The following is a 21077-nucleotide window of genomic DNA, read 5'->3' on the forward strand; positions in this document are numbered from 1 at the left end:
TCAAGCATATTTTGCAGCTGCGCCGGACATGCCAATTGACAACTCCCAAATGCCAGAGTTACAATAACTGTAATGCATAAAACGGCGGTTATCCATAACATATAGGACAGCCGCAGGTAAGGGGAACAAAATGGATTTTACAAGTTTATTTAATATGCAGGGCATGATGTTCTGCGTTCTGGCGCTCGGATGGTATCTGAGGAAAAAAGGGATGATCGATAAGAGTGGAAAGGCGCTTTTGAGCAATCTTGTCATGAACGTGACACTTCCTGCGAGTATCATCAAATCGTTCCAGATGGAATTCAGCATGGATATCTTAAAACTGACCCTGGAAGTGATCGTGATCTCATTTCTGATCCAGATCATCTCGAACGGGCTCAGCCGCGTCCTCTATCCGGGATGGAATGAAGAGAGCCGGAAGGTTCTTCAGTACGCGACGATCGTCTCGAATGCCGGGATCCTCGGAAATGCGATTGCGGAAGGAATCTTCGGAGACCTTGGGATCATGTACGCCGCAGTCTATACGATCCCGACGAGGATCTTCATGTGGTCGGTAGGACTCACTTACTTTACGGAGGCGCCGACGAAAAAAGAACTTGTGAAAAAGGTGCTGACCCATCCGTGCATCATCGCGATCTTTACCGGAATGGTGCTTCTCATCTCGCAGTTTCAGCTTCCGGGATTTGTAAACCAGACAGTCCGGACGATCGCCGGAGCTAATACGTTCTGCGCGATGCTGCTCATCGGATGCACACTGGCGGAGGTGCCGTTTAAAGAGGTGTTCTCAAAAGAAGTTTACTATTATACATTCATTCGCCTGTTCCTGATCCCGGTCATCGTCCTTGCAGGATGCCGGTTGTTCCGGATCGACTCGCTGATCACAGCGGTCTGCGTGATCCTCTCCGCGATGCCGGCGGCGAGCACGAGTGTAGTCCTTGCGGTCAAATATGGAAAAGACGACCGCCTGGCAACGAAGATCGTTGTCTTTTCCACGGTCGTCTCATTGATCACACTTCCGATCTGGTGTTATTTCCTGCAGTAGGAGATCCTGTGGGACTTTCAAGGTAATACCAGAGGTTCATTCGGATAAATTCGTACATACTGAGCCGGAAATCCCGTTCTTTATGCGGGATTCCGGCTATTTTTAATGCTTCCTTCATGACCGGATTCGAGTGAGTGCTCCCACAGAGACCGGACGCATGGTACAGGACGGCGAGAAAAATTTCGCTGGCGTCATGGTCAGAGAGACTGAAGTGGTCTGCCATAAGTCTGACGAAAGCATCTTTGCCGGTAAAATAACTTTTTTTAAAGCAGGCAAGCCGGCAGGCAGAGACATGGACCTCGATGATTGTGCAGAGGATATCGCTATAGCGGAAATAGTCGCGGTGGTCGTTTAAGACATCGGCCCAGCGGCCAGCCCACTCGTCCGGAGTCCATGTTTTCCCTTCCGGGAAAGCGGCGAAAAGATCATCGAAATAGGAGTGCATCTTATCGGAACAGATTTCCAGATAGATCTCTTCCTTTGTCGTCACGTATTTGTAGAGGTTTGCGCGTGTCCATGACAGCTTTCCTGCGATCGTGGACAGGGTGATCTCCTGGTAGGTGACGGAATTAAAAAGAGAGTCGGCAGCAGCCTTGATCTCTGCCATCCGGGCCTGTTTCTGTTCTTCACTTCTTGCGCGTACAAAGTCTGTCATGGGGTTCACCTCCTGTCAATTCCATGCTTTATTCAATAAATACACCATCATTATAATTGATTTCCAGGCACTTGACAAGGCATGTGGGGTATGCTAACATCAAAATTAGTTACAACATGTCACTTACGAAACAGGTGAAAACCGTGAGACTGGGACGCAAAATCCTGTTACAGTGCGCGGGCATGGAGTGCCCGTGTACTGTAACGGAAGATGATTTTAGATCCCGGCCGGTGAATCGCGTGGGAAAAGGAGAAGCGGATGGATAAGATCAAGAAAAATTTTGGATTTGGCTGTATGCGTTTCCCGATGATCGGGGAAGAGGTGGACGAGAAACAGGTCTGTCAGATGGTCGATTATTTCCTGGAACAGGGATTCAATTACTTTGACACGGCGCGTGGCTATATCAGCGGAAAGAGCGAGCTTGCGATCAAAAACTGCCTGACGAGCCGTCATCCGAGAGAAAGCTATATTCTCACGGATAAGCTGACAGGAAATTTCTTCGAAAAAGAAGAGGATATCCGCCCGCTTTTTGAATCCCAGCTGGAACGCTGCGGAGTGGAGTATTTTGACTTTTATCTGATGCATGCCCAGAATGTTGAAAAGTTTGAAAAGTTCAAGAAATGTCATGCGTATGAGACGGCACTGAAATTCAAGGAAGAGGGAAAGATCCGCCATTTTGGAATCTCGTTCCATGACTGTGCGGAGGTTCTTGACCAGATCCTCACCGAGTATCCGCAGGTAGAGGTGGTACAGCTCCAGTTCAACTATATCGACTATGATGACCCGGCGGTTCAGTCCGGAAAATGCTATGAAGTCTGCAGAAAGCATGGAAAACCGGTGATCGTCATGGAACCGGTCCGCGGCGGCAGTCTCGCAAATCTTCCGGATAATGCAAAAGCAGTATTTGACGAGCTCCATGGCGGAAGTCCGGCGACATATGCGATCCGCTATGCGGCGGGATTCCCGGGGATCATGATGGTCCTCTCCGGAATGAGCACGATCGACCAGATGAAGGAAAATCTGGACTTTATGAAAGACTTCAGGCCGCTTGACGAGAAAGAGACACAGGCGGTAGAGAAGGTATGTGAGATCATCCGGGGCAAAAAGCTGATTTCGTGTACAGAATGCCGCTACTGTGTGGACGGCTGTCCGAAAAAGATCTTGATCCCGGATCTTTTCGACTGCATGAATGCGAAAAAGATGTATCAGAACTGGAATTCTGACCATTACTATGAAATCCACACGAATGGGCATGGAAAGGCATCCGACTGCATCAAATGCGGAAAATGTGAGCAGATTTGTCCGCAGCAGCTGAAGATCCGCGATCTGCTGTGTGATGTTGCGGCGGAATTTGAGAAGAAAGAGGCATAAAGGAGAATAACATGGGATTTCATGAACTGGAGGAAAATCTGATCGATATGGTGAAGGAGCAGCAGGCGAAGCTCGGGTTTCGCCCGGAGGTGATCCGGCTGTACTATCCGGTCTCGACGCTGAATCACTTTTTCGGGACAGATGATACCCCGGAACGGATGGAAGAGCGGCTTCAGGAGCTTGGAGTCCACACGAAGGATACGCTTGGAGCTGTTCAGGTGACCGCAAAAGGGGACCGGTTCTGTATTAAGATCCCGGAAGAGGGCAGTGTGTTCGTCCATGAACAGATGAAAGGACGGGAGTTTATCCAGGACCTTGTAGAACTTGTCGGGAGACATGGATGCAGCCTTGATGAGATCCGGGAGCTTTTCCTCAAATGGTCGGAATATGCCGTGTTTGAAGAAATTGAGGACGGCGATTTCGACTGGGCGTTCCACTTTGCGGATGGCATCCCGGATCGGTATTATTACTGTTTTAAGGATGAGGGATGCCATCTGATCTACCACCGGTTCCTGCCGGAGGATTATGAGGAGCTGCTGTAAATGGAAGACCGGTAATTTCATTGCCGATGGAGTTTACAATTCCAGCGTCGCTGCGATTTTTTTCAATGTCTCCGCAGACGCCCGGAGCTTTTCGGCTTCCTCCACATTTAACGCGATTGGAACATGCGTCTCGATGCCGGTTAATCCCACGATGGCCGGCATGCTGAGGGAGATGCCGTCGATCCCGTACTCCCCGTGCATCATGGAGGAAACCGGGAGAATGGACCGCTCGTTGCGGATGATGCATTCGCAGATCCGTTTGACGCTCATGGCGATCCCGTAATAGGTTGCCTGTTTTTTGGAGATGATGTCATAAGCGCTGTTTTTTACGTCCTCCGCGATCCGGTCCATAGCGTGGTCATGGTCGAAATGGCCGCGCATCTCGCAGAAGGTGTTTAACGGGATCCCGGAGACGTTGGTGCTACTCCATGCGGCGATCTCGCTGTCTCCGTGCTCTCCGATGATGAAGGAATGGACGCTGCGGCTGTCGACACCGAGATGTTCCCCGAGCGCATATTTTAACCGCGCCGTGTCGAGTACGGTTCCGGAACCGATGACGCGGTTTTCCGGGAAGCCGGAGAGCTTTAACGCCGCGTAGGTCAGGATGTCGACCGGATTGGACACGATGAGGAGGATTCCCTCAAAGCCACGCTTTGCGATCTCGGGGATGATCGTTTTGTAGATTGCGACATTTTTGTGGACCAGGTCCAGGCGCGTCTCATTCGGTTTCTGGTTCGCTCCGGCGGTGACGATGATGATCGCGGAATCGGCGATGTCATCGTAAGTTCCGGCATAGATCTTCATCTGACCGGCAAACGGGATTCCGTGGGCGATGTCCTTCGCCTCCCCATCGGCTTTGTCGTGGTTGACGTCCAAAAGGACGAGTTCGGAAAAGAGGCGGCTCTGCATCAGGGTGAATGCGGTGGCAGATCCGACGAAGCCGCATCCGATGACGGCTGCTTTTCTTGGGTTGATGGTCTGTTTCATAAAGGATCCCTCCTGTTAGCTCAGAATCGTGCGGAGATGTTCCGCGTGGAAGATGGTTTCAGTTTTTCCTTCCTGCATGTTCAGTATAGTATAACCGGAAATGAAAAACCGTTGTATTTACAACGAAAAAACCAGAAAATTCCAGAAAAACCGGAACTCTTTATGTTGGAGAATGCTGCATTAGAAGATAAGTGGTAAATGTTCAGTAGGTCTGCGCATTTACTGCGCTGACCGTAAGAAAACATAGGCGGGTAGGCAAAAATCCCATTGCCGCAGGCAATTTTTCATGGATTTTTGCTCGTGACTGTGAAGGTACTGAACAGTTACGATAAGTGTGAAAAAAGTCATGTTCCCCATCTGAAAAATAGGCGGGAACATGACTTTTTATGTAACAGCGACGTTCTGTTTTGATTTTTCTTATTTCTGCTTTTTCTTCGGATTTTCCGGAAACCATCCTTTCTTTACCCGCTCTTCCTGCTCAAATAATTCCTTGATGCTCCAGATGCAGGTGATCCCGAAAACAGCGATCAGCACGCTGATGATCATATTTGAGATCAGGAGAGAGGCGAGCAGGGAAAAAATCCCGATCCCCGCGAACACAGGCCAGACCTGTTTTCCAAAGTAATATTCTGTCTTGATGACGATCACATGAAAACTGCCGATCAGAAGAAACGTTCCGATCGCAGCGATCAGTCCGGTCCAGTTCATAAAAATTCCTTTCTGTGAATCCTTGTTTTATTATGGTCAGCGCAGAACTACTGAACAGTTACTATCTAATGTTCATAGCTTCCCGTTGTGATCGTATACTCGCCTTCGCCCTGGACAAACACGGTGCCGTCGGTTCCGATAATCGAAACGCTCTTTCCGTCAGCACCCGTGATGGAACCTTTGCAGATCAGGGAGGAGACTGTGCTGTTTCCGGTCACGGTCCATGCGGAGAGGGCATCGATCGTTACGTCACAGGTCCCGTTTCCGCCGTTGCCGGCATTTGTCTCGTCCTGAAGGATCGAGCCGGTCAGGATCGTTCCGTTCGTGAGGTTCAGCTTCAGATTGCTGATGCTGTCCCAGAGGATCGCACCGCTCATTTCCTGCTCATCTGCGGTGAAGGTGCAGTCAGCGCCGTTCTTTCCACTCTCGCCCCAGCCGCGCTTGTTGGCATTGCCGGTACACTTTAAGAAAAAGTCATTGGATGGAGAGTAGGTGATGTCCACATGTTTCAGATAGAAGGAACTCTCAGTGTTTGTCGTGTAGAACAGACCGCCGTTTAAGGAAGTCAGGCTGCCGCCCTCCATCGAAAAGTTACTCTCGCCGACCTCGGAATCGCCGGACATGCTCTGGTAGAGGATCACGGTCCAGTCGCAGTCATTCTGCTCATTTTCCGGGATGTTTCCGGAGAGCGTGCAGTTTTTGAGGGACAGGGAGTTTAAACCTTCGATGCAGACCGCCTCGGAATTTTCCGCGGAGAGCGCTGCATCGCTGACGGTAATGTCCGCAGTACAGTAGACAGCCGGGGAACCGGTTCCTTTTGACGTGTAAGTTCCACCGTTTATGGTCATGGTCCCGCCGCCGCGGTCGCTCCGGATCGCTGCGGAAGATTCGCCGTTTGTCTCAACAGTAAGGTTGGAAGCGGTGAGAGTTCCGCCGCCGGCGACGTGGATCCCTCCGGAGGTGTCCTGCTTTGTGGTGATCGTGGTGTCGGATACGGAGACATTGCCGTTGCCGTAGCTGAAGACGCCTGCACCGCCTTTCGCGTCGGTGGTGATCGTGCCGCCGGTGAGTGTCAGGGCTCCGTCTGTGGCAAGGGCAGCGGCGCCGGTGCCGTAGAAGCTGGAGTTGTCGCCGCCGGTGCTGTCGGTGGAGGTGCGGTCGATCGTGAAGTTATTTAAAGTGACAGACGCACCGCTGGTCACAAGAACTGCACTTTCATCCTTTCCGGTGGAAGCGTAAGTCTGGTCGCTTTCCTCTTTATCTTCAGAAAAGCTGGAGACAGCATCGTAGGATTCCGGTGCGGAATTCTGTCCGCCCGGGCCGCCAGGACCGCCTTCTCCGTCTGGAGGAGCCTGTTTTCCGTCCATATTTCCCGAAGTACCATCCGGCGGATTTCCTGGCCTGTCAGAATTTTCTCCCGGAGCTCCATCCGGTTTATCAGCCGGAGCGGAATCGGAAGCTTCTGTCACCTGTGCGGTAGTATCAGCGGCGGGATCAGCGGCTTTCTGTCCGCATCCGCCGACCATAAGGGTCCCTGCAAGAAGCATGCAGAAGAGTGCCTGTTTTTTCATGAGAATCAGATCCTTTCTAAAATGAAGTATACAAAGAAGTATACGAATTAAGTTTGTTAAAACTGTGAAATACACAGATTTTTCACATGGCGGAATTTGCCGAGTGTTCATGAGGTGGCGATGCGTGCCTGCACGAAGCAATCGGTTATCAAGGACAAACGCATCCGACGCGAGAAGATGTCAGGGTTCCGGTCTCGTCAATGTCTCGAGAGCTCCCAGAACGCCACCGCACTCGCCGCTGCGACATTTAAGGAGTCAACGCCATGCGCCATCGGGATCATGACCGTGTAGTCACAGCCATCGATCGTGGCGGAGGCGAGACCGTCGCCCTCGGTTCCGAGGATCACGGCGAGCTTTTCTTCTGAGAGAAGTCCGGGATCATCGATGGAGACGGAATCTTCCTTTAATGCCATGGCGGCAGTCTTGTATCCCATGGCTTTGAGGTGTGTAAGTCCGCCTGCGGAGAGATCGGCCTCTTTCGGAAAATAAGTCCACGGGATCTGGAAAACGGTTCCCATGCTGACTCTGGCGGCTCTCCGGTAAAACGGGTCGCTGCAGCCGGAGGAGAGTAGGACGGCATCCATGCCGAGCGCTGCGGCTGAGCGGAAGATGGCGCCGATATTTGTTGGATTTACAACATTTTCGAGCACGGCGATCCGGCGTTTTCCTTTACAGATCTCCTCCACAGAAGGCATCGGCTTCCGCTTCATGGCGCAGAGAAGTCCGCGTGTCAGTGCGAAGCCGGTGAGATTTGTGAGAAGAGAGGCAGCTGCGGTATAAACGGGAAGGTCCGGGTAATCGGAAAAAAGTTCCGGGATCCATGGATCCGTCTGCCGGTCCTCGATCAGGACGGAGACAGGTTCGTATCCGGCATTCAGGGCGCGGCGGATCACATTCGGGCTTTCCGCAATGAAGATCCCGGGGGCCGGTTCGTTGATATGATAAAGCTGGGACTCGGAATAGCGGGAAAAGAGGTCGAGTTCCGGCAGATTAAGGTCGGTGATCGTTATGATTGCTGGCATAAAATCTCCTTTTCGGTTCAGTCTGTTTCTTCTTTTAAGCAGATCAGGTTGCTGACATACGGGCGTTTCCCGGAAAGCACCTCATCGTAAAAATTCTGCTTCCAGTCGATATAGTCGATGCTGTTCTCCAGCTCCCGGATGGATTCGCGCAGCATTTCCTGCTTCCTGGAAAGCATTTCCTTTCGTTTCATGATCGTGCTCTCGCCCTGAAGACAAAGGGCAAGATATTCCTTCATTTCCTGAATGCTCATCCCGCATTTTTTCAGGCAGACCAGGTCTTTGATCCATTTTACATCATGTTCATCGAAAATACGGCGGTTGTTGCTGTCACGTTTTACGTTGGCAGATACCGAAAGCCATTGACCGGTTGTTACAATCGGAATATATAATCGGTAGTATCAATCGGATTATAGCATGTGAGACCCGAAAAGACAAGGACCGGTTCGGCAGGCCGCTGGTTCCTGTCCGCGCATTGCGCAAACATGTGTTATGATATTCGGGCTGAATCTCCTGCTTGCAGGAATCATGAAAGGACGAAAAAGAGCAAAATGAAACTGAACAGAGTGAAACAGATCAGTATAGTCATGGCGGCCGCAGATGTCGTGGATAACGGACTGTCTGTTTCGAGAAAAAACGTTCCGAAGGCGCAGGCAGATGTGAAAGAGTGGACGGATTTGTTATCACTTGGAAATTAATGCTGCGGTTGTACGCGGCGGAAGATGGGAAAATCTGATGAATGGTGCCTGGAAAACAATCAGCGGTTGGTTAGGCAGAGAGATGGAAGCTAGAAATTTGGAAGAATCGGAAATTGAAAGGAGGAAAATGAACTTGAAGGCAGTGGAGCAGCTTCCGGACAGCGTGGTGCATCTGACATATCTGACGAAAAAGAAGCTGGACTGAGACAGGAAGAGTATGCCTGCCCGGATCAGAAAATAATGAATGAAAAGGCGCCGTGCACGGACAGGAAAAATCCGTGTATAGGCGCCTTTCAACACGAAGATTATAAGCATAGCGCAGGAAATACCTTCACTTGACAAGCAGGTACTTGCATGATACGATTATATTAGTTACAACGTGTCACTTAAACGACGAATGTCCGTGAACGGCGGATATTCCCTGGTCCTGCGGGGAGGAAAAAGATGGATTTTTTCAGAAAAAGCACGGCAAAGAAAAATGCGGATCAGAAAGGAAATCTGACGGAAGGACCGATCGCGAAGGGGCTTTTTACGTTTATGATCCCGATCTTTCTCGGTCAGCTTTTGCAGCAGCTCTACAACATGGCGGACGCCTGGGTCGTCGGGAACTTTGCGAGCAATGACGCATTCGCGGCGGTCAGCCTGTCCGGAAATGTGACGATGTCGGTGATCACGCTCTTCGGCGGGATCGCGATCGGCGGCGGAGTCGTGATCTCAAAATACTTTGGAGCACAGGACGAGGAGAACCTGCAGCGGGCAGTCCACACGAACTTCCTTCTGGGGATCGTGTTTTCCATTCTCGCGACGATCATCGGTCAGGTGTTTGTCCCGATCCTGCTTGGCTGGCTTCACACGCCGGACAGCGTAATGACGGAGGCGCGACTGTACTTTGGAATCTATTTTGCCGGCGTCTCCACGGTCATCATGTACAACATCTGCATGAACATCATGCGGGCGGTCGGGGACAGCGTACATCCACTCTATTACCTGATCTTTTCCTCCGTGGTGAACATGATCCTGGATCTCATTTTTGTCGCCGGATTCAAATGGAGCGCAGCCGGAGCCGCGGTTGCGACCGTGATCGCGCAGGGACTCAGCGTTCTTTTATGCCTGTCACGCATGGTAAAGGACGGCGGGGCAGCGACGATCCATTGGAAGGAACTGCGCTTCCATAAAGAAATGATCCGCCAGGTTATCGTCCAGGGACTTCCGACGGGGCTCCAGAACTCGGTCATCAGCATCGGAAATCTCGTCGTCCAGTCAAATATCAATACATTCGGCGCATTCGCGATCTCCGGACAGGGTGCCTTTGCGAAGCTTGAGGGGATCGCGTTTCTCCCGATCATGAGCATGTCCATGGCGCTCACGACCTTTGTGAGCCAGAATCTTGGAGCCGGGAGAGCAGACCGGGCAAAAAAAGGCTCCGCCATCGGCCTTGCGTTCGGCATGGTGATGGCAGAGCTTGTGGGAATCTGTCTTTTTATCTGGATCCCGATCCTTCTTAGGATCTTTGTCGATGCACCGGAAGCGATCCGCTTCGGAACGATCCATGGAAGAACGGTTGCACTGTTCTTTTTCCTTCTGGCATTTTCCAACTGCGCGTCCGGCGTCCTCCGTGGAGCCGGAAAATCAGTGGTCCCGATGTTCACGATGCTCATCTGCTGGTGCGGGATCCGCGTTCTCTACGTGACGATCGCACTCCGGATCATTCCGGTATTCCGGACGATCTCATCGGCTTACCCGCTGACATGGAGCTTAAGCTCGATCATTTTTATCGTATTCTTGCTTCGGATGGACTGGGAAAAGCAGATTTAAATCTCTTTTCCGCGTTCATTGATCACGAGTGCCATAAATTCTAACGGCTCATCAAACGGATTTTTGATGGCATGGCTCTGACCAACCTCGATCACACAGACATCGCCCGGGTGGATCTCGGTCTCTGTGTGGTCGTTGTCCTCAAAGATCCCCTTTCCTTTGATCACATAGTACGGCTCGGTATTTTCTACATGCTGGTGGAAACCGATGCTGCCGTGCGGCGGGATGATCACGTGTGCGTACATGGATGCATGTCCCATGAGCTCGTCCTTGCTTAAAAGATGACGGATCTCGACGGTGCCTTCACCGCCTCTTAAATTCGGTACAAATGCGACTTCTGTTTTTCTGACCATAGTGGAAACCTCCCTGAAATATTTCAATGAAAATCTGCCGGGCAGCCATCTTTGCGGGATTGGTCTGCCTAAAATATTGACAAATTTATTATACTGCATATTTAGAAAAAGAAAAATCTGATTTTATATTTTTCGCAACCCGGCAATATGTTTATATATGCCTGAATAGTATGGCCGCTGTAGGTGTTCTTGCATTTTCCATTTGGGTTCAAAACATGAGAAAATATATTTTTTACATTTAAGATCAAAATGCTGGGATACAAGAGAAAAATACCAGGAATGCCCCCTGAGTGAACGAGATTCAGGGGGCATTTTATATTCTGCATGGCGGTGATTTCAAACAGATGATCGGCTTACCCAAGTGTATGGAAGAAATCCACCGTCTTATTCACTTTCTTCATCAGATGATCAAACATCTCCGGTGTCAGGGACTGGGCACCGTCGCAGAGGGCTTTTTCAGGATTGTTGTGGACCTCGATCATGAGACCGTCAGCTCCGGCTGCGATCGCTGCCATAGCGAGCGGCTCGACCATGAAACGGATCCCGGCTGCATGGCTCGGGTCGATGATGACCGGAAGGTGAGTTTTCTTCTTTAACATCGGGACAGCGGAGATATCGAGCGTATTTCTGTAGGAAGTCTCGAAAGTACGGATCCCGCGCTCACAGAGGATGACCTTTTCATTTCCACCTGCCATGATGTACTCGGCACTCATCAAGAGCTCGTCCAGAGTGTTGGCAAGTCCGCGCTTTAAGAGGATCGGCTTGTCGATCTTTCCGAGAACCTTTAAGAGCTCGAAGTTCTGCATATTTCTCGCACCGACCTGAATGACATCCACGTCATCGAAGAGCGGGAGATGCTCAGCACTCATGATCTCTGTGACGACCGGGAGACCTGTGGCTTTTTTTGCCTCGAGGAGAAGATCAAGACCGTGCTCATGAAGCCCCTGGAATGCGTACGGGGAAGTTCTCGGCTTGAAAGCACCGCCGCGGAGAAGAGTAGCGCCGGAGCGTTTCACATCCTCAGCGACCTCTGTGATCTGTTCCTTCGTCTCGATCGAACACGGTCCGGCGATCACCTGGAAATTGCCGCCGCCGATCTTTCTGCCGCAGATATCGATCACGGTGTCATCCGGGTGCATGGAGCGGTTTGCCTTTTTGTACGGCTCGCGGATCCGGCGGACATCCTCAACGACATCGTTGGCGCGCAGCCAGTCCTCATGGATCATACTCGTATCACCGATCAGTCCGATCAGGGAAGCTTCGGTTCCCTCAGAGAGATGAAGCTTGAAGCCCTGGTTTACAAGTTCGGTCTTTAAAGATTCTACTTTCTGTTTATTGGCGTCTTTCTTTAAGATAATGATCATGATTGTTTTCTCCTTTTTTCTGTTAAAATAAAAAATCCGGTGTCTGCTGCAATCGCAAACACCGGCTCCACGTTTTCGTTACGTTTCCTCAGGCCCTTTGACCTTCGATCGGAGAGGTTTGTTTTTTGCAGCAGAAACAGTCCGCGCCGTAATAATAGCCCGGAAAATAATAAAAAGAATAGGATGCAAAAAGATTCATCATCTGGTTCTTCATATCTGCTGTTCTCCTCTCTGAAGATTGACCGCCGGATCGATTCTTTCCGGCTGCTGAAGTTATCATAGCGCTGGCAGATGCATTTGTCAATAGAAAAATTCAATAAGTTGAAGTTTTACGCTTTTATGTGATAAAATATACAAAAGAATGAAATAATAAAGGCTAAAAAATAAAGAAGAGCAGAAGAATGATCAGAACAAAAAAGATCCGAACAGCAGTGGGGATAGAAGACTAGTTGTAAATTTGTAAGTACGATACAAGGACGTAAAAGGTCAGGATTACAGAAGACGGGAATATCACGAAAAATCCCCGGCGCAGCCATGTGCTCATAACTATGCCGGGGATTTCCAGCCGATCAAAATCTCTATATCCTATTCCAATGACACCGTATTCGCAATGATCTCCACGCACCGCTCGATCCCGAGAGTACCGCTGTTTAAGCAGAGATCATAATTTTTCGGTTTGCCCCACTCATTGCCGCTGTAGTACTGATAGTAGTCGCGGCGCTTCGCGTCGATGGCACGAATCCGACTTTCCAGCTTCTTCACATCCTCATCCGGTTCCTTTTCAAGCGCCAGGATGCGCTCCACACGCTTTTTGAGACCGGAGGAGATAAATACCCGGAAAGCATCCTCAACGATCACGTCAGAACATCTTCCGATGATGACACAAGGTCCCTGGTTCGCAAGCTGGCGGATGATCTTCGACTGGATCACAAAAAGCTGATCAGAAACTGGGATCTCATAGGCAGGGGAGAAAGGATCGACCGTTGCGAGATCATCATAGTTGATCCGCTTCTGTCTGGCGATCACCTCATCGTTTGCGTGAAAAAGATCCTCAGAGATATTGCTGTCCTCGGCCGCCATAGCGATCAGTTCCTTATCGTAAACAGGAATCCCAAATTTCTTTGCGAGGCAGACGCCGATCTCGCGTCCGCCGCTGCCGAATTCACGGCTGATAGTGATGACTTTGCTCATAATATCTTCCTCCCCTGTACAAGTTGCTATTATCCTTAATTCTGCACAGTTTCAGTGCTGTCTGTAAAGAGTATACCATAAAATCGCCAAAAAGTTACACAAAATTTTCCAATTTATAGAACTGTAAGAAAATATAAAACAACAACATCCCCAGCGGCCTTATTAAGTATCAATCCTCCGCACAGGCCTACTTAAACCAGGAAACTACCTTCCTTCTCCCCAAGCGAGCTTGCTAAGCGTTGATCCTCCGGGAAGGAGTGCCTTGATCCGGGGAACTGGCTTCCTCTTAGCCCGCGGGTGACTGCGTTGGGGAAAATATGACACTTGTCTGAGCGAAGCGAGTTGTGTCATATTTTCCCCGCCTTTAGCAGTCTCCTGCAGGCTTAGAGGAACCTTCCCCGCATCCCTGTGCACTCCTTCCCGGAGGATCAACGCGTCCTGCTTTCGCCACTATGATTCAACATAAAAAAATTACGGCCCACGCAACGCGCAGACCGTAACAATAGATCCCTTCACTTACTCACTCAGATAAGCTTTCTTCACCTGATCATTATTCATCATATCCTTCGCATCCCCACTCAAAACGATCTTCCCCGTCTCAAGCACATACGCCTTATTCGCGATCGAAAGCGCCTTCTTCGCATTCTGCTCGACCAGGAGAACCGTCACACCGTCGCGGTTGATACTCTGGATAATGTCAAACACCTCATTCACATAGATCGGAGACAGACCCATCGACGGCTCGTCAAGAACGATCAGCTTCGGGTGGCTCATGAGAGCGCGGCCCATGGCGAGCATCTGCTGCTCACCGCCGGAGAGAGTACCGGCTGGCTGGTTCACACGCTCCTTCAGACGCGGGAAACGCTCGTAGATCATGTTCAACGTCGCTTCCATCTCCGCCTTGTCCTTTCTCGTATAAGCGCCCAGCTTTAAATTCTGGAGAACGGAGAGCGTGGAGAACACGCGGCGCCCCTCCGGAACATGGGCGATGCCCATGCTGACAAGCTTGTAGCCCGGGACTCTTGTGATATCGGTTCCCTCATAGATGATATGTCCGGAACGGGCACTTAAAAGTCCTGTTACCGTGTGCAGCGTAGTCGTCTTACCGGCACCGTTGGCACCGATCAGAGCAACGATCTCTCCCTGGTTTACATCGAAGGAGATTCCCTTTAAAGCCTGGATCACGCCATAATAGACTTCCAGATCTCTTACTTCCAGCATTGCCATAATCTGTTTCTCCTCCTATTCATCACCGAGATATGCCTTGATAACATCCGGATTGCTCAAAACTTCCTGCGTAGGACCTGTGCAGAGAACCTGACCGAAGTTTAACACGGTGAGGCGCTCACAGATGCCGCTGACGAGTTTCATATCGTGTTCGATCAGGAGAATGGTCATTCCGAAATGGTCGCGGACGAAGCGGATCGTCTCCATCAGCTCCGCGGTCTCGTTCGGGTTCATGCCGGCCGCCGGCTCATCGAGAAGAAGAAGCTTCGGCTCTGTTGCGAGCGCGCGGGCGATCTCAAGCTTTCTCTGCTTACCGTAAGGAAGGTTGGATGCCTTGAAATCACACTCATTGTCGAGTCCGAACACCTTTAAGAGCTCCATGGCTTCCTCATCCATCTCTTTTTCGACCTTATAATAGCGCGGGAGACGGAGAATTCCCTCGATCGTGGAGTAGGGGTGGTGATTGTGAAGTCCTGCCTTTACATTGTCAAGAACGGAGAGGTCCTTGAAGAGACGGATGTTCTGGAAAGTACGGGCAATTCCGGCCTTGTTGATGTCGGTCGTGGACTTTCCGGTAAGGTTCTGACCGTCTAAGAGGATCGTTCCCGTATCCGGCTTATAAACACCGGTCAGAAGGTTGAAGATCGTGGTCTTGCCGGCACCGTTCGGTCCGATGAGGCCGTAGAGCTGGCCCTTTTCGATATTGATCGCAAAATTGTTGACAGCCTTTAAGCCGCCGAAGGAGATGCTCAGTCCCTTTACACTTAACATGTCTGACATTTTAAGCTTCCCCCTTTCCGGAATGTGTGGTATGTGATGCAAATCCGCCGAAAATCCGTTTGCGGAGCGTGATGAACTGCGGTGCAGAGTTGAAGAGCATCGCAAGGATCAGGACGATCGCGTAGATCAGCATACGGTAGTTGTTTAAGCCTCTTAAAAGCTCCGGGAGCAGATAGAGGATGACGGTGGAGATCACCGATCCGCGGATGCTTCCGATTCCGCCGAGAACGACGTATACAAGGATCATGATGGACATGTTGTAGCCGAAGTTCTTTGGGAGAGCAGTCAGTGTGGTCAGGTTGTGGGCGTAGAGAACGCCGGCAACACCTGCTAAAGCTGCGGAGATGCTGAATGCGAGCAGCTTATATTTCGTGATGTTGATTCCGATGGACTCAGCAGCGATGCGGTTGTCACGGATGGACATGATCGCGCGGCCCGTTCTGGAATTTACAAGGTTCATGACGATCACGAGAGTGATCAGGACCAGGATGATACCGATCGTAAAGGTTGCGGCCTGCGGAGTTCCGGTGATTCCCTGCGGTCCCTTGATGAGGACTTCACCGCCGTCTTTTAAGCCGAGGGACATGGAGTCCTTAAAGGAAATGTGGAAACCATCTGCGTCCCGTCCAAGGAATATGGCGTTGATGAGGTTCTTGATGATCTCACCGAATGCCAGGGTAACGATCGCGAGATAGTCACCGCGCAGACGTAAAACCGGGATACCGATCAGGATACCGCAGACAGCTGCAACGGCAGCGCCGATAAAAATCGCGATCACAAGGCTTACAGTCGGATTTAAGGTTCCCTTCATGCATTTGGAGAAGAGGGCACCGGCGAATGCACCGACGCACATGAATCCCGCATGTCCAAGGCTTAATTCACCGAGGATTCCGACGGTAAGGTTTAAGGATACTGCCATGATCACATAGATACAGAACGGGACGAGAAGTCCCTTTAAAAGGCTGGATACATGTCCGGTGTTCATGAGGATCTCCATGATGAGCCAGGCAGCGGCCACCATTCCGAGGGTGATCATATTGTTGACGAATGTTTTCTTTTTTGCTGTACTTTTCATGTCGATCACCTACACTTTCTCGTTCAGTTTCTTGCCCAGGATACCGGTCGGACGTACTAAAAGGACGATGATCAGTACGGAGAACACGATCGCATCGGAAAGCTGGGAAGAGATATACGCTTTTGACAGGATCTCAATAATTCCGAGCAGGACTCCGCCGATCAGGGCGCCCGGGATGGAACCGATCCCGCCGAAAACTGCGGCTACGAAAGCCTTGATACCAGGCATGGATCCTGTGTACGGGGTCAGGGACGGGTAAGCGGAGCAGAGCAGCACGCCTGCGATCGCAGCGAGAGCAGAACCGATCGCGAATGTTAAGGCGATCGTACCGTTTACGTTTACACCCATTAAGGTTGCAGCGCCGCGGTCCTCAGAGACAGCGAGCATTGCCTGACCTGCTTTTGTCTTGTTGATAAATGCGGTAAGTCCGATCATGATGACGATACAGGAGAGGATCGTAACGGTCGTCTCTCCGGTGATCGTGATGGCTCCGTCTGCGAGCTTGATCGCCGGGAATGTCACAACGGATGTAAAGGACTTTGTGTCGGCTCCGAATAAGAGGAGAGCGACGTTCTGTAATAAGTAGCTGACACCGATCGCCGTGATCAGGACGGACAGCGGGGAGGCGTCACGCAGTGGTTTGTAGGCAACGCGCTCGATGACGATACCGAGGAGCGTGCACACGACAACGGCCAGGAGCACGCTTAAGAAAGTCGGCATTCCCAGGTAGCGCGTTGTGATAAATACGGTATAGCTTCCGACCATGATGATATCTCCATGGGCGAAGTTCAGCATTTTGGCAATTCCGTAGACCATGGTGTATCCGAGTGCGATGATCGCGTAGACACTGCCAAGGCTGATTCCATTGATTAAATAGTTGATAAAACCCATCATAACTTTTACACCTCGGTATCTTTTCCGGCGGGTTTTCGCCGGTTCTTGCGGTCTATAATAGGAACGTACAGACCGGATGGACAGTTGCGGGCGGGATCCTGCTGACGGATTTTTGCCCCCGACAGCAAATTTTATGTTCATAATACCATAAGACCCTGAAAGAAACAAGAGGATTGCCGAAGCGACAATCCTCTTAATTCTGTCATTGTTACGGTTCACATGATGTGTCCGGTAACGTCATTCTTTCATGTCTGATTACATCGCCTGGTAAGCGCCGTCTACAACCTTGACAGCCTTCGGTGCCTTGTGCGGCTCGCCGTCTTCTGTCCATGTCATGTTCTCACCTGTAAGACCGTTTACAGTGATCTTTAACATTGCTTCTTTCATCTTGTCGCATGTATCGCTTACAGAAGTCTCCGGTGTGATGCCAGCTTCCTCAGCAGCAGCTTTGATCGCATAGATCGCATCGTATGCATCAGCAGCGAACTGGATCGGTGTCTCGCCGTATTTCTCTTTGTAAGCAGTTACGAACTTCTGTGTGAGCTCGTCGTCAGCATCTGCTGCGAACGGTGTTAAGAGCATTAAGCCCTCAGCAAGCTTTGTATCGAAGTTGTCAACCTGAAGGATACCGTCCATACCGTCACATCCGAAGAATTTCGGAGCGTAACCCATAGTGTTTGCCTGGTTGAGGATCAGGGATGCTTCTGTGTAGTAGATCGGAAGGAATACAAGGTCAGCGCCTGCATCCTTTGCTTTCTGAAGCTGTGTGGAGAAGTCCTTGTTGGAATCAGCTGTGAATGCCTCAGCAGCAACGATATCAAGACCATGGTTTGCAGCCTCGGAAGCGAACCTCTCGTAGATACCGCTGGAATATACATCGGAGCTGTCGTAGATCACTGCGATCTTATCAGCAAGCTTGTTCTCAGCAATGTAGGTTGCGGATGCAGCACCCTGATCCGGGTCAGAGAAGCATACGCGGAATACGTTCGGGTTCTGTGCACACTCAACGGAAGAACCGGACGGTGTGATCTGGAACATATTGTCAGCCATTGTCTTGTCAGCGACTGCTACGCACGGAGCGGATGTTACAGTACCCATGATCATCTGCATGCCCCAGTCTTTTAAGGTGTTGTAAGCGTTGACGGATTTTTCTGCGTCATGCTCATCATCCTGGAACTGGAAATCGATCTGGTAACCGTTGATGCCGCCGTCAGCATTGATCTCATCAACTGCGATCTGTGCGCCGTTCTTAACTGCGAGACCGTATACGGCAGCTGCACCTGTAACCGGGCCGATACCACCGATCTTGAATACTTCACCGGAAGCTGCTGTGCTCTCTCCAGCAGCGGCTGTTGTCGCGTCAGCTGCTGCAGCTGTTGTTGTTTCTGTTGTGGAAGAAGAGCTTCCACATGCTGTTAAAGATGCTGCCATTGCCATTGCAAGACCAAGGCTTAAAAATCTTTTTTTCATAATGTTTCCTCCTCTGGAACTTGTTATCATGATAACCATTCACTGCTTTGTCAATTTGAAGTGGAACGGTTAAAGATTATTTTGAATTATAGGGAGTTTACTTCAGAATGTCAAGCTAATTAAAATTTTAACGGGGAAAAACACGTATTTTTTACGGGTTTATAGCATTTTGGGGAGAAAAACGCTGGATTTATTCTGAGTTGCGGAATAAAACAAGGCTTGTTTTACTGGACGGAAAGAAGCCGGTATTCCGCATTTCAAAGCGGCAGAATCCGCAGCTTCCGTTTGGAAATATTCTGTCCGTAAAAATAGCGGACGTGTCAGACGATGTGTCTCTGTGATTGACAAAATGCGCGGGAATCGGTAAAATCTGAGTAACTGGGCGAACGAAGATCCTGGCCATCTGAACCGGCCGGAAAGGAGAGTATTATGACGCTTACGCAGTTAAAATATGTGATCACGATCGCAGACACCGGTTCCATGAACGAAGCGGCGAAGCTCCTGTTTATTTCCCAGCCGAGTCTCTCACTGGCGTTAAAGGAGCTGGAACATGAGATCGGAACGGAGCTTTTTAAGAGAAGCAACCGCGGCGTTGTCCTGACCCCGGAAGGACAGGAGTTCCTGGGCTATGCCAGGCAGGTCACGGAACAGTATAAGCTGATGGAGTCCCGCTATATCGAAAAGAAGAACGTGAAGAAAAAATTCGGCGTTTCCATGCAGCATTATACGTTCGCGGTGAATGCGTTCATCGAGATGGTCAAGCAGTTCGGCATGGATGAATACGAATTTGCGGTGCGGGAGGAAAAGACTTACGAGGTCATCGAGGATGTGAAGACATTCCGCAGTGAGATCGGTATTCTTTATTTAAACGACTTTAACCGGAAAGTCCTCACGAAGCTGTTTGATGAGTCAGATCTGGAATTCTGTCCGCTGATGGACTGCGGGATCTATGTCTATCTCTGGAAAGGTCATCCGCTGGCCGGTCAGGACGAGATCACGATCGAGGAACTTCAGGAATATCCGTGTCTCTCCTTTGAACAGGGAAATTATAATTCCTTCTATTTTGCCGAAGAAGTCCTCAGCACCTACAGCTATAAACGGCTGATCCGTGCAAATGACCGTGCGACCCTGTTAAACCTGATGGTGGGCTTAAACGGATATACGCTCTGTTCCGGGATCCTCTGCGACAATCTGAACGGATCGGATTACCTTGCCGTCAAGTTAAAGTCGGATGAGGTCATGACGATCGGATATCTGAAGAGAAAAGGAATCGCGCTAAGCCCGTTGGGACAGAAATATCTGGAGGAGATCCGGAAATTTGAGGGAATGTGACGGATCAAAATAGCAATAGGAAAAACCTATAGCCAGGCACATAGCGAATATATTGGACGAGGGCAGATATCAGGTGGTATGCTGATAAGCACCCGAAAAAGAACGGATAAAAGGCAGATTATAACGGAAGCAATAGATTAACCTGTAGTTATAAGTGACTTAACTGTCGGTTATATGGTCTATTATAATAAGGAAGAAACTCGTTCAAAACCGGAAAAGATCCTCGGAAACAGTGCAGAGAAGATCCAGGAAATATGAAAAAACAGTGAAGGAACCGATCAGAAAATGCAGACAGACAGAAAAGAAGCGCTCCGCTATCTGGGGCTTGGAAAACATGAACCGGATCCGGAGACGGAGCGGCTTTTAGAGGAATGTATCCGGGAAGCAGAGAGTGCGGCAGATTTCAGACATCTGATCCGGGAGTATCCGCTGATCATGGAAGATGATGGGACGATCAATGGCGGATGTTTTCGGGTGAAGAGTGAAAATTTAAGAAAAAACCTGGCTGGCTGTGATTCCGTGCTGGTGATGGCGGTCACTGTCGGCGCACAGGTGGACAGACTTCTGGCCAGGTACGGGAAACTTTCCGTGGCAAAAGCGGTGGTCATGCAGGCTGCCGCCGCTGCGATGGTGGAAGCTTACTGCAATGAGCTGAATGCCGGGTGGAAAAAGGAATATCTGGAAAAAGGCCTCTATCTCAGACCGAGATTTTCGCCGGGATACGGAGATTTTCCGCTGTCGGCGCAAAAAGAGATCCTTGACGGCCTGGAGGCGGGAAAAAGGATCGGGATCACTCTGACAGAGGGATACCTTATGATGCCGTCAAAATCGGTGACGGCGGTGATCGGTGTGAGCAGGACACCGGCAGCATGTACGATCGAAGGATGTGAAGCGTGCGGGAAAAAGGACTGCGTGTTCCGGAGATGTCAGGACTGAGATACAGAAAATAAAAAATGATGGAAAATTACGAGCTGATCCGGTCA

Annotated in this window: 22 protein-coding genes; 8 read left to right on the plus strand and 14 right to left on the minus strand. The window is 50.3% G+C overall.

What is annotated here, in order from left to right; all coding sequences use genetic code 11:
* Positions 1-130: 130 nt before the first annotated feature.
* Complete coding sequence (locus V2546_RS05220) at positions 131-1042, plus strand: AEC family transporter (RefSeq protein WP_118297038.1); 912 nt, start codon at positions 131-133, stop codon at positions 1040-1042.
* Here V2546_RS05220 and V2546_RS05225 read toward each other — a convergent pair.
* Positions 1008-1697 carry a TetR/AcrR family transcriptional regulator gene (locus V2546_RS05225; protein ID WP_118533213.1) on the minus strand — a complete coding sequence of 230 codons (690 nt, stop codon included), beginning with the start codon at positions 1695-1697 and terminating at the stop codon, positions 1008-1010. The genes V2546_RS05220 and V2546_RS05225 overlap by 35 nt on opposite strands.
* 258 nt (positions 1698-1955) lie before the next feature.
* On the opposite strand from V2546_RS05225, the gene V2546_RS05230 reads away from it, so the two are divergent.
* Both V2546_RS05230 and V2546_RS05235 read left to right on the plus strand, forming a co-directional pair.
* The gene (locus tag V2546_RS05230) at positions 1956-3068 is read left to right on the plus strand and encodes an aldo/keto reductase (RefSeq protein WP_329751731.1); all 1113 of its coding nucleotides are present in this window, start codon (positions 1956-1958) and stop codon (positions 3066-3068) included.
* A gap of 11 nt (positions 3069-3079) precedes the next feature.
* Positions 3080-3610, plus strand: coding sequence for a DUF3877 family protein (locus tag V2546_RS05235; RefSeq protein ID WP_329751732.1), 531 nt, complete (start codon positions 3080-3082; stop codon positions 3608-3610).
* Between the two features lie 33 nt (positions 3611-3643).
* On the opposite strand, the gene V2546_RS05240 is transcribed toward V2546_RS05235, so the two are convergent.
* Positions 3644-4597 (minus strand): L-lactate dehydrogenase, encoded by a 954-nt coding sequence (locus V2546_RS05240; protein WP_329751733.1) that lies wholly within the window; start codon positions 4595-4597, stop codon positions 3644-3646.
* 45 nt (positions 4598-4642) lie between these two features.
* On the opposite strand from V2546_RS05240, the gene V2546_RS05245 reads away from it, so the two are divergent.
* Positions 4643-4795 carry a hypothetical protein gene (locus tag V2546_RS05245; protein ID WP_182426864.1) on the plus strand — a complete coding sequence of 51 codons (153 nt, stop codon included), beginning with the start codon at positions 4643-4645 and terminating at the stop codon, positions 4793-4795.
* 219 nt (positions 4796-5014) lie between these two features.
* On the opposite strand, the gene V2546_RS05250 is transcribed toward V2546_RS05245, so the two are convergent.
* From V2546_RS05250 to V2546_RS05265, 4 genes are all read right to left on the minus strand, one after another.
* Positions 5015-5305, minus strand: coding sequence for a DUF4491 family protein (locus V2546_RS05250; RefSeq protein ID WP_118297033.1), 291 nt, complete (start codon positions 5303-5305; stop codon positions 5015-5017).
* Positions 5306-5370: 65 nt separating this feature from the next.
* A complete protein-coding gene (locus tag V2546_RS05255; protein ID WP_329751734.1) occupies positions 5371-6876 on the minus strand; it encodes a hypothetical protein in 1506 nt (501 codons plus the stop codon).
* A gap of 197 nt (positions 6877-7073) precedes the next feature.
* A complete protein-coding gene (locus tag V2546_RS05260) occupies positions 7074-7898 on the minus strand; it encodes a TrmH family RNA methyltransferase (RefSeq protein ID WP_215703648.1) in 825 nt (274 codons plus the stop codon).
* Positions 7899-7915: 17 nt separating this feature from the next.
* Positions 7916-8281 carry a MerR family transcriptional regulator gene (locus V2546_RS05265; protein WP_329751754.1) on the minus strand — a complete coding sequence of 122 codons (366 nt, stop codon included), beginning with the start codon at positions 8279-8281 and terminating at the stop codon, positions 7916-7918.
* A 165-nt stretch (positions 8282-8446) separates the two neighbouring features.
* On the opposite strand from V2546_RS05265, the gene V2546_RS05270 reads away from it, so the two are divergent.
* The gene (locus V2546_RS05270) at positions 8447-8593 is read left to right on the plus strand and encodes a hypothetical protein (protein ID WP_329751735.1); all 147 of its coding nucleotides are present in this window, start codon (positions 8447-8449) and stop codon (positions 8591-8593) included.
* A 444-nt stretch (positions 8594-9037) separates the two neighbouring features.
* Positions 9038-10408: an MATE family efflux transporter gene (locus V2546_RS05275; RefSeq protein ID WP_118297030.1), complete on the plus strand. Its 1371-nt coding sequence runs from the start codon at positions 9038-9040 to the stop codon at positions 10406-10408.
* Here V2546_RS05275 and V2546_RS05280 read toward each other — a convergent pair.
* The 8 genes from V2546_RS05280 to V2546_RS05315 form a co-directional block, all read right to left on the minus strand.
* On the minus strand, positions 10405-10761 hold the full coding sequence (locus V2546_RS05280; RefSeq protein ID WP_118297029.1) for a cupin domain-containing protein: 357 nt from the start codon (positions 10759-10761) through the stop codon (positions 10405-10407). The two genes, V2546_RS05275 and V2546_RS05280, sit on opposite strands and share 4 nt — an antisense overlap.
* Before the next feature lie 353 nt (positions 10762-11114).
* The gene (gene aroF, locus V2546_RS05285) at positions 11115-12125 is read right to left on the minus strand and encodes a 3-deoxy-7-phosphoheptulonate synthase (protein ID WP_329751736.1); all 1011 of its coding nucleotides are present in this window, start codon (positions 12123-12125) and stop codon (positions 11115-11117) included.
* Positions 12126-12710: 585 nt separating this feature from the next.
* Entirely contained in the window at positions 12711-13316 is a 606-nt protein-coding gene (locus V2546_RS05290) for a cytidylate kinase-like family protein (RefSeq protein ID WP_329751737.1), read from the minus strand.
* A 516-nt stretch (positions 13317-13832) separates the two neighbouring features.
* On the minus strand, positions 13833-14543 hold the full coding sequence (locus V2546_RS05295) for an ABC transporter ATP-binding protein (protein ID WP_118514659.1): 711 nt from the start codon (positions 14541-14543) through the stop codon (positions 13833-13835).
* A 15-nt stretch (positions 14544-14558) separates the two neighbouring features.
* On the minus strand, positions 14559-15323 hold the full coding sequence (locus V2546_RS05300; protein ID WP_182426862.1) for an ABC transporter ATP-binding protein: 765 nt from the start codon (positions 15321-15323) through the stop codon (positions 14559-14561).
* Position 15324: 1 nt separating this feature from the next.
* The gene (locus tag V2546_RS05305; RefSeq protein ID WP_118297138.1) at positions 15325-16398 is read right to left on the minus strand and encodes a branched-chain amino acid ABC transporter permease; all 1074 of its coding nucleotides are present in this window, start codon (positions 16396-16398) and stop codon (positions 15325-15327) included.
* A gap of 9 nt (positions 16399-16407) precedes the next feature.
* The gene (locus V2546_RS05310; protein WP_118533227.1) at positions 16408-17289 is read right to left on the minus strand and encodes a branched-chain amino acid ABC transporter permease; all 882 of its coding nucleotides are present in this window, start codon (positions 17287-17289) and stop codon (positions 16408-16410) included.
* 258 nt (positions 17290-17547) lie between these two features.
* Positions 17548-18762 carry an ABC transporter substrate-binding protein gene (locus tag V2546_RS05315; RefSeq protein ID WP_329751739.1) on the minus strand — a complete coding sequence of 405 codons (1215 nt, stop codon included), beginning with the start codon at positions 18760-18762 and terminating at the stop codon, positions 17548-17550.
* Between the two features lie 429 nt (positions 18763-19191).
* Between V2546_RS05315 and V2546_RS05320 the strand changes: the two genes are divergently transcribed.
* Positions 19192-20094 carry a LysR family transcriptional regulator gene (locus V2546_RS05320; protein ID WP_118297024.1) on the plus strand — a complete coding sequence of 301 codons (903 nt, stop codon included), beginning with the start codon at positions 19192-19194 and terminating at the stop codon, positions 20092-20094.
* Between the two features lie 285 nt (positions 20095-20379).
* Positions 20380-21030, plus strand: coding sequence for a vitamin B12 dependent-methionine synthase activation domain-containing protein (locus V2546_RS05325; protein ID WP_215703654.1), 651 nt, complete (start codon positions 20380-20382; stop codon positions 21028-21030).
* Positions 21031-21077: the final 47 nt, after the last annotated feature.

Source organism: Clostridium sp. CM74B_53, from assembly GCF_036318045.1.
Lineage (GTDB): Bacteria > Bacillota > Clostridia > Lachnospirales > Lachnospiraceae > Pilosibacter.

Bases quoted from the DNA above. Each gene is read 5' to 3' on its own strand.
- V2546_RS05220 (WP_118297038.1), top strand. From the start codon at position 131: ATGGATTTTACAAGTTTATTTAATATGCAGGGCATGATGTTCTGCGTT.
- V2546_RS05225 (WP_118533213.1), bottom strand. From the start codon at position 1,697: ATGACAGACTTTGTACGCGCAAGAAGTGAAGAACAGAAACAGGCCCGG.
- V2546_RS05230 (WP_329751731.1), top strand. From the start codon at position 1,956: ATGGATAAGATCAAGAAAAATTTTGGATTTGGCTGTATGCGTTTCCCG.
- V2546_RS05235 (WP_329751732.1), top strand. From the start codon at position 3,080: ATGGGATTTCATGAACTGGAGGAAAATCTGATCGATATGGTGAAGGAG.
- V2546_RS05240 (WP_329751733.1), bottom strand. From the start codon at position 4,597: ATGAAACAGACCATCAACCCAAGAAAAGCAGCCGTCATCGGATGCGGC.
- V2546_RS05250 (WP_118297033.1), bottom strand. From the start codon at position 5,305: ATGAACTGGACCGGACTGATCGCTGCGATCGGAACGTTTCTTCTGATC.
- V2546_RS05255 (WP_329751734.1), bottom strand. From the start codon at position 6,876: ATGAAAAAACAGGCACTCTTCTGCATGCTTCTTGCAGGGACCCTTATG.
- V2546_RS05260 (WP_215703648.1), bottom strand. From the start codon at position 7,898: ATGCCAGCAATCATAACGATCACCGACCTTAATCTGCCGGAACTCGAC.
- V2546_RS05270 (WP_329751735.1), top strand. From the start codon at position 8,447: ATGAAACTGAACAGAGTGAAACAGATCAGTATAGTCATGGCGGCCGCA.
- V2546_RS05275 (WP_118297030.1), top strand. From the start codon at position 9,038: ATGGATTTTTTCAGAAAAAGCACGGCAAAGAAAAATGCGGATCAGAAA.
- V2546_RS05280 (WP_118297029.1), bottom strand. From the start codon at position 10,761: ATGGTCAGAAAAACAGAAGTCGCATTTGTACCGAATTTAAGAGGCGGT.
- aroF (WP_329751736.1), bottom strand. From the start codon at position 12,125: ATGATCATTATCTTAAAGAAAGACGCCAATAAACAGAAAGTAGAATCT.
- V2546_RS05290 (WP_329751737.1), bottom strand. From the start codon at position 13,316: ATGAGCAAAGTCATCACTATCAGCCGTGAATTCGGCAGCGGCGGACGC.
- V2546_RS05295 (WP_118514659.1), bottom strand. From the start codon at position 14,543: ATGGCAATGCTGGAAGTAAGAGATCTGGAAGTCTATTATGGCGTGATC.
- V2546_RS05300 (WP_182426862.1), bottom strand. From the start codon at position 15,323: ATGTCAGACATGTTAAGTGTAAAGGGACTGAGCATCTCCTTCGGCGGC.
- V2546_RS05305 (WP_118297138.1), bottom strand. From the start codon at position 16,398: ATGAAAAGTACAGCAAAAAAGAAAACATTCGTCAACAATATGATCACC.
- V2546_RS05310 (WP_118533227.1), bottom strand. From the start codon at position 17,289: ATGGGTTTTATCAACTATTTAATCAATGGAATCAGCCTTGGCAGTGTC.
- V2546_RS05315 (WP_329751739.1), bottom strand. From the start codon at position 18,762: ATGAAAAAAAGATTTTTAAGCCTTGGTCTTGCAATGGCAATGGCAGCA.
- V2546_RS05320 (WP_118297024.1), top strand. From the start codon at position 19,192: ATGACGCTTACGCAGTTAAAATATGTGATCACGATCGCAGACACCGGT.
- V2546_RS05325 (WP_215703654.1), top strand. From the start codon at position 20,380: ATGCAGACAGACAGAAAAGAAGCGCTCCGCTATCTGGGGCTTGGAAAA.